At 38.7% G+C, this 3,791-nt stretch carries 6 protein-coding genes; all 6 read left to right on the top strand.

All coding sequences use genetic code 11. The features are described from left to right. The first annotated feature begins 88 nt into the window (after nt 1-88). Nucleotides 89-496 (top strand): hypothetical protein, encoded by a 408-nt coding sequence (locus tag CAG58_RS09760; protein ID WP_202598257.1) that lies wholly within the window; start codon nt 89-91, stop codon nt 494-496. Nucleotides 497-662: 166 nt separating this feature from the next. Beyond that, a complete protein-coding gene (locus CAG58_RS09755; protein WP_154171254.1) occupies nt 663-1,154 on the top strand; it encodes a GNAT family N-acetyltransferase in 492 nt (163 codons plus the stop codon). 153 nt (nt 1,155-1,307) lie between these two features. Further along, on the top strand, nt 1,308-1,589 hold the full coding sequence (locus tag CAG58_RS09750) for a hypothetical protein (protein WP_202598256.1): 282 nt from the start codon (nt 1,308-1,310) through the stop codon (nt 1,587-1,589). Nucleotides 1,590-1,847: 258 nt separating this feature from the next. Continuing rightward, nucleotides 1,848-2,474, top strand: coding sequence for a type II toxin-antitoxin system toxin DNA ADP-ribosyl transferase DarT (gene darT, locus CAG58_RS09745; RefSeq protein WP_161425772.1), 627 nt, complete (start codon nt 1,848-1,850; stop codon nt 2,472-2,474). A gap of 10 nt (nt 2,475-2,484) precedes the next feature. Beyond that, entirely contained in the window at nt 2,485-3,516 is a 1,032-nt protein-coding gene (gene darG / locus CAG58_RS09740; RefSeq protein ID WP_161425771.1) for a type II toxin-antitoxin system antitoxin DNA ADP-ribosyl glycohydrolase DarG, read from the top strand. Nucleotides 3,517-3,663: 147 nt separating this feature from the next. After that, nucleotides 3,664-3,791 (top strand): MmcQ/YjbR family DNA-binding protein (locus CAG58_RS16935; RefSeq protein ID WP_443084102.1); only part of this gene is annotated, 128 nt, incomplete at its 3' end.

Here is a 3,791-nt window from a genome sequence, read left to right as displayed (position 1 = left end):
GTTATGCGGAAACTTGGTAGTAGCGTTGTCAGCCCCTTAAGCGGGCGTTATGTGATATTGTAAATTCAGCTACAGAAAGGAGAATTAAGTGGCTAATTCAGTGGTAATTCAACAATTAAATAATCAATTGAAAGTAAATTCAGATGCTTATGATTTAAGCCGAATTGTTGGTGTTGAAGTGAAAGTTTTGACGTTCAAAGACCATCTTTTGAGAATGCTCCTTTTGGGTGCAATTTCATCGAGTTTACTTTTTATCTTTATCCCATCAGAACATCAGGAATATGGATTAGCTTTTGCGTCTTTTTTGCCATTCATAGCATTTTTGTTCGGTGCTTTTTTGGGTTTTGTTAGCAGTAATAAATACGAGTTTCGTTTGGAATTTAATCACTTAGATGGAACGGGGATTCAATGGTTTACGGCGGCTAAAAGTAGAAAAGCTAGTGATTATGTATTGTTCAAAGAGCAAGAAATAGAGCTCAAGCGCAAAATCACATAACAAAGCGTTCAAGAGGGATTCGCAACGCGTAGCATTTTCGTTATGCGTTGATTTTATTAGTTTTTAGTGTAATGCGGTGAGTTGGTAGTTGCGTTGCTCACCCCTTAACGCGGCGTTATGTAACAAGGAAGGTTCAGTGGAAAAAATATTTTCAGATCGTTTAGTGATGTCTCCGATATCAGAAGCGGACTGGCCTCTATTTCAAATTCTTCATACCGATCCAAAGGTTATTTCACTTTGCTTCGATGAGCCGACGTTGTTGGAAATTCAGTCTAAATTTCGTTCTAGGCTTGAACCATGGACACCAGATTCTAACCATTGGTGCTGTTTGGTTGTTTCCGAATTAGAAACGGGTATCAAAGTAGGTATAACAGGTTATTGCATCCAGAATGGAGCGGTTGAAGTTGGTTTCATGTTTTTAACTCACTTCCATGGTCGAGGTTATGCGACTGAATCATTACGAGCTTTAGTTGAATATTCCCGAAAGTATTTTGGTCTAAAAAATTTCTCCGCTGTGGTTACAGAAGGTAATCTTGGTTCAGAAAAAGTGTTAATCAAAAGTGGATTCACATTACATAGTGTAATTCCTGATGCTTATGAAATCGGTGGTCAAATGTATGCTGATCACATATACATGATGGAAAATATTGTTACATAACAAAGCGTTTAAGAGGGATTCGCAACGCGCAGCATTTTCATTATGCGTTGATTTTATTGGTTTTTAGTGCAGTGCGGTGAGTTGGTAGTTGCGCTGCTCACCCCTTAACGCGGCGTTATATTTTTTTAAGTTCAGCAATCAAAAGGATTCATGATGAACGTGGATAAAGCGAAAAAACGCATATTGAAACGAGTACAAAGAGGTTTCAAAGGTTATCCGCAAATATCTTTAGAATATTTTGGCAAAACGACAGATTTCGCTACCGAAGTAGTCATCACTTTTATTGCTGAAGAAAATGCTGAACCGCAAATTCAGCGATTTACGAGTGATAAAGATGTTCGTGAAGATGAATCAATTCAATCGGTATTGTTAAAAATTATTGAGCGAGCCAAAGCTGCTACGGTTTTAGAAAGTCGAGAAGTATCAGTTTGTTGATGGTTTTTCGTTGATCTTAAGCTCTCGATCACATTAGGGTTGAGAACGAAAATATAACAAACGGTTCAAGAGGGATTCACAACGCGCAGCATTTTTGTAATGCGTTGATTTTTGTGATTTACGGTGTTGTGCGGTGAGTTGGTCGTTGCGTTGCTCACCCCTTAACCGGGCGTTAGGGCTACTTGTCAGCATGTGACTATAGCGTCTAAGTGTTTGGTCCCGTATAATTGCGAAATTCTAGTTTTTAAGGAAAGTTCAGTGGCACAAGTTCCGTTACCAACACCGATTTATCATTTTACGCACATTTCAAACCTCTCAAGTTTGATTAGTTCAGGAGGGATAATTTGTAAGAATGGTGTTGATTCGAGTTCGATTACTTACCAAAGCTCAGCATATGAGAGTGTCCAAGGGCATAGGGAGAGCTTTGAAGTCCCAGTTGATCCTGGTGGTGTGATCCATGACTATGTGCCTTTTTACTTTAATAGTCTGTCCCCAATGCTTTATGCGGTACATAGAGGAAAAATCCCAGGTGTCGATATGCGCGAAGTTGTTTTCTTTAAAACAACGGCTCAAACGGTTGATGGGGCTGGAAAGTTGTTTGTATTTACTGATGGTCATGGAATTATGGCGCTGACAGATTACTATAACGACCTCACTGAACTTTCAGAAGTGCCTTGGAATGTTGTCAATGCGAAATACTGGAACAACTTCGTAGATGGTAGTCGCTTAAGGCAGTCCGAGTTCCTTGTTCACTCCAAACTAGATTGGGAACTCATAGAAACCATTGGGGTCTATAATCAGACTATGAAAGATCGTGTTGAAAGCTTGATTCAACATCTTGCACACAAACCAAGCGTAGAAATTAAGCTTGGTTGGTATTTTTAGCGGAGGGGTTATGATTAGTTACAGAATTGGAAATATAATAATTGATGACTCTGAAGCAATAGTGAATACCGTAAATTGTGTTGGTGTTATGGGGAAAGGTCTTGCTTTACAGTTTAAAAAGGCATTTTTGGATAACTTTAAACAGTATAAATCAGCTTGTGACCGTAAAGAGGTTAAAATAGGAAAGATGTTTGTCACTGAGCAAGGTGACATGTTTAACCGTAAAATTATTATTAACTTTCCTACTAAAGATCATTGGAAAGGTAAGTCAAAGTATGAGTATATTGAATCCGGCTTAGATGATTTAGCAATTAAAATACAAGAATACGGTATTAAGTCTATTGCAATTCCACCATTAGGCGCAGGTCTGGGTGGATTGGAGTGGTCAACGGTAAAATCGATGATTATCGATAAGCTCGGTAGTATTCAAGATGTTTCTATTAATATCTATGAGCCACTTGGTAGTCCGGATGCTAAAGATATTGTAATTAATACTAAAGTACCGAATATGACCAAAGGTCGAGCATTATTACTTAAGCTATTGGGTATTTATTCTTCTAAAGGTTATGAGTGTACTAAATTGGAAGCTCAGAAATTAGCATACTTCCTCCAGGAAGCGGGAGTTGACCTTAAACTGAAGTATGAAGCTCACAATTTTGGACCGTATGCCGATAATTTGAACCATGTGTTGAGCCATATAGATGGACATTTTATTAGTGGTTTTGGAGACCGTGTTGCCAAATCAAGGATCTCTATCATTAATAACTCACTCGATGCAGCGGAAGAATATTTATCTAACCATCCAGAAAGTGATGAGGCTATTTGTAAAGTTGAGAAACTGATACGCGGATATGAAACACCACTAAGTATGGAAGTGTTATCTACGGTTCACTGGGTTGTTAAGCATGAGGGTTATAGTCCAAATGACTTCGACTCAATCAAGTTATTCATCTATCAATGGAATGACCATAAAGCTTCAATTAAAGAAAAGTATCTCAAGAAAGCTTTATCACGACTAGAAAGTAATTGCTGGGTATCGTAGCCCTAACAAAGCATTTAAGAGTGATTCCCAACGCTTGGCATTTTCGGTGCTAATCGTTGGGTTTTGTGTTTACGGTGGTATGGTTAAGTATCGAGGTAGCGTTGCTCACACCTTAATGCGGCGTTATGTGCTTCAAGGATGAACAATATGAATTACGATGAATTTAATGAATTTTGCGGCTCTTTCCCCGCTACTAGTCATGTTGTTCAATGGGGCAATTCTGATGTATGGAAAGTAGGCGATAAGGTATTTGCGGTCGGAGGTTGGAGCTCTGA

Source organism: Vibrio sp. V31_P5A7T61 (assembly GCF_009904895.1).
Lineage (GTDB): Bacteria > Pseudomonadota > Gammaproteobacteria > Enterobacterales > Vibrionaceae > Vibrio > Vibrio metschnikovii.
The sequence above is the reverse complement of the archived record's forward strand: the minus strand, read 5'-3'. Positions and strand labels throughout refer to the sequence as shown.